The organism is Spirillospora sp. NPDC000708, assembly GCF_040299565.1.
In the GTDB taxonomy this organism is placed as follows: Bacteria; Actinomycetota; Actinomycetes; order Streptosporangiales; family Streptosporangiaceae; genus Spirillospora.
The window spans coordinates 1-3,067 of sequence record NZ_JBEPCJ010000209.1; the positions used below are offsets into that span (position 1 = coordinate 1).

Here is a 3,067-nt window from a genome sequence, read left to right on the forward strand (position 1 = left end):
TCGGGCGACAGCCAGTCCGGGCCGGCGGTCTCGTTCACCAGCACCAGATACTTGATCGCATCCTTGGTGGTGCGGATCCCACCCGCCGGTTTGACACCGACCTGACGGCCCGTCGCCGCGCGGTAGTCGCGGACGGCCTCCAGCATCACCAGCGTCACCGGCAACGTCGCCGCCGGAGACACCTTCCCGGTCGAGGTCTTGATGAAGTCCGCGCCCGCCCGCATCGCCAGCCACGAGGCGCGCCGCACGTTGTCGTAGGTGACCAGTTCGCCGGTCTCCAGGATCACCTTCAGATGCGCGTCCCCGCAGGCGTCCTTGACCGCGACGATCTGCTCGAAGACCGTCCCATAGTCACCGGACAGGAACGCGCCACGATCGATCACCATGTCGATCTCGCTCGCCCCGGCCTGCACGGCCGCGCGGGTGTCGGCGAGCTTGGCCTCCAGCGGCGCCCGCCCGGACGGGAACGCCGTCGCCACCGATGCGACCCCGACCCCGGTGCCGTCCAGCGCCGCGACGGCCGTCTCCACCATGTCCGGATACACGCACACAGCCGCGACCTTCGGCACCGTCGCGTCCGCCGGATCGGGACGGACGGCCTTGGCGCACAACGCCCGCACCTTCCCCGGCGTGTCCGCACCCTCCAGCGTGGTGAGGTCCACCATCGAGATAGCCAGGTCGATCGCCTCGGCCTTCGCCGACGTCTTGATCGACCGGGTCGCCAGCCGCGCCGCCCGCTCCTCCGCCCCGACCTGGTCAACGGCGGGCAGGCCGTGCAGGAATCCCTGCAACTCGGTCACGGTCATCGGGTCCTGCCCGCCTTCCTGGGGGTCCGGGGCGGGGCCGTCGAGGCCCGCTCGATGATCTTTATGTCCATGACGATGCGCCGGGGGAGGTCGCGGGTCTGGCTGTCGTCGAAGCGGTGCAGCAGCAGCCGCATGGCGAGGACGCCCTGCTCGGTCATCGGGCGGTCGACGACGGTCAGCGGCGGCCGCAGCAGCGGCCCGGTGTCCAGGTCGTCGAAGCCGATGAGGCTGATCTGCCCGGGGACGTCCACCCGCATGTCGTGCAGCGCCTTCAGCGCGCCCAGCGTGGTGAGGTTGTTCGCCGTGAAGATCGCGGTCGGCGGCTCGGCGAGCGACAGCAGCGACAGGGTGAGCTGGTAGGCGCGCTCCTCGCGGAAGTCGCCGATCAGGTCGAGTTCCGGCGGGATCTCGACGCCGGCGGCGGATACGGCCTCCAGGAACCCGTCCCGCCGGTACCGGCCCGGCGTGGACTCCTGGCCGCCGCTGATCATCGCGATGCGGGTGTGGCCGAGGGCGAGAAGGTGCTCGGCGGCCTGCCGGCCGCCCGCGCGGTTGTCGACGAGGACGGCGTCGAAGCTCTCCCCGTCGGCGAGGTCCCGGTCGATGAACACGACCGGCAGCCCGCTGTCGCGCAGCTGCACCGGGGTCTGCTCGTGCTCGGTGGCCGGGGCGAGGATGATGCCGTCCACCTGGCGGGCCATGTCGGCGAGCAGGTCGGCCTCGCGGGCGCCGCTCTCGTCGCTGTTGGCGAGCAGCAGCCGGTAGCCGCGGTCGCGGCTGACGGACTCCATGCCCTTCACGACCGCGGCGAAGTACGGGTTGGTGATGTCGGGGACGACGACGCCGATGGTGCGGGTGCGTCCCGACTTCAGCGACTGCGCCGCGATGTTCGGCGCGAAGCCCAGCTCATCCACGGCGGCCCGGATGGCCTCCGCCGACCTGACCCGCTGTCCCCGCAGGAACCGCGAGACGGTGGCGGGGGAGACGCCCGCCCGCGCCGCCACGTCGTGGATGGTCGCCACGTCGACTCCCGTCTGTTGCCCAGATCACTGAAACCGTTGTCAGAGAATGATTGCAGCATGGGCGCGGACGATGTCAATAGGCGAGGTGCGCGAAAAGGCGCTGATCTGCAGCTACCGGGCCTCCGCCGCGTCGCGGGGCATCTGGTCGTCCGAAGAAACAGAAATCGGTTTCAGTGCCGGACGTCCGGACGGCTGCCTCAGCCGGTCTCGATGACGGGGTCGCCGCCGAGGTAGGCGGCCTTGACGCGGTCGTCGCGCGCGAGGTCCGCGGCCGGGCCGTTCAGGACGATGCGGCCCGTCTCCAGCACGTAGGCGCGGTCGGCGAGGCGGAGCGTCTGGTGCGCGTTCTGCTCGACGATGAGGACGGTCGCGCCCTGGTCCCGGATCTCGCGGACGACCCGCAGCACCTGCTGCGCCGTCCGCGGCGCCAGCCCCATCGTCGGCTCGTCGAGGGCGAGCAGCCGGGGGCGCAGCATCAGCGCGCGGCCGATGGCGAGCATCTGCTGCTCGCCGCCGGACAGCAGCCCGGCGAGCTGCCCGCGCCGCTCCCCGAGCCGCGGGAACATGGCGTAGACCTCCTCGCGGCGGGCGCTCACCGCGGCGCGGTCGCGGCGCCGCAGGTAGCCGCCGAGCAGCAGGTTCTCCGCGACCGTCAGCGCCGGGAACACCCGGCGGCCCTCCGGGACGTGCCCGAGCCCGGCGGCGACGATCCGGTGCGCGCCGAGCCGGGTGATGTCGCGGCCGTCGAACTCGACCCGTCCCGACCGGGCCCGGTGCAGCCCGGTGAGGGTGCGCAGCGCGGTCGTCTTGCCCGCGCCGTTGCTGCCGAGCAGCGCGACGATCTCGCCCTCGGCGACCTCGAAGGAGATCCCGGCCAGCGCCTCCACCTGCCCGTAGCGGCTGTGCAGGTCCGTCACCCGCAGCAGGGTCACCCCAGCACCTCCGTGACGAGGTCGGTCTCCGGGTCGTCGGGCACGCCGAGGTAGGCGGCGATCACCCGCGGGTCCGCCCGGATCTCGGCGGGCGGGCCCTCCGCGATCGCCCGGCCGTGCTCCAGCACGGTCACCCGGTCGGAGATCGACATGACGAGCGCGACGTCGTGCTCGATCAGCACGACGGCGGTGCCGAGCCCGCTGATCCGCGCGATCAGCTCCATCAGCGCGCGCTTCTCGGTCGGGTTGGCGCCCGCGGCGGGCTCGTCCAGCAGCAGCACCCGCGGCTCGGCGGCGAGCGCCCGCG

4 protein-coding genes are annotated in these 3,067 nt (G+C 72.5%); all 4 read right to left on the reverse strand.

Translation table 11 applies throughout. The features are described from left to right. On the reverse strand, positions 1–806 hold an 806-nt coding region (gene deoC / locus ABT299_RS52410; RefSeq protein ID WP_500255439.1), incomplete at its 3' end, for a deoxyribose-phosphate aldolase. Then, positions 803–1,828, reverse strand: a complete 1,026-nt coding sequence (locus ABT299_RS52415; protein ID WP_190868917.1) for a substrate-binding domain-containing protein — start codon at positions 1,826–1,828, stop codon at positions 803–805. The genes deoC and ABT299_RS52415, both read right to left, overlap by 4 nt. Before the next feature lie 197 nt (positions 1,829–2,025). Beyond that, positions 2,026–2,760 carry an ABC transporter ATP-binding protein gene (locus ABT299_RS52420; protein ID WP_500255440.1) on the reverse strand — a complete coding sequence of 245 codons (735 nt, stop codon included), beginning with the start codon at positions 2,758–2,760 and terminating at the stop codon, positions 2,026–2,028. After that, positions 2,757–3,067, reverse strand: a 311-nt coding sequence (locus ABT299_RS52425; protein ID WP_500255441.1) for an ABC transporter ATP-binding protein C-terminal domain-containing protein, incomplete at its 5' end; no start/stop codon positions are given. The genes ABT299_RS52425 and ABT299_RS52420, both read right to left, overlap by 4 nt.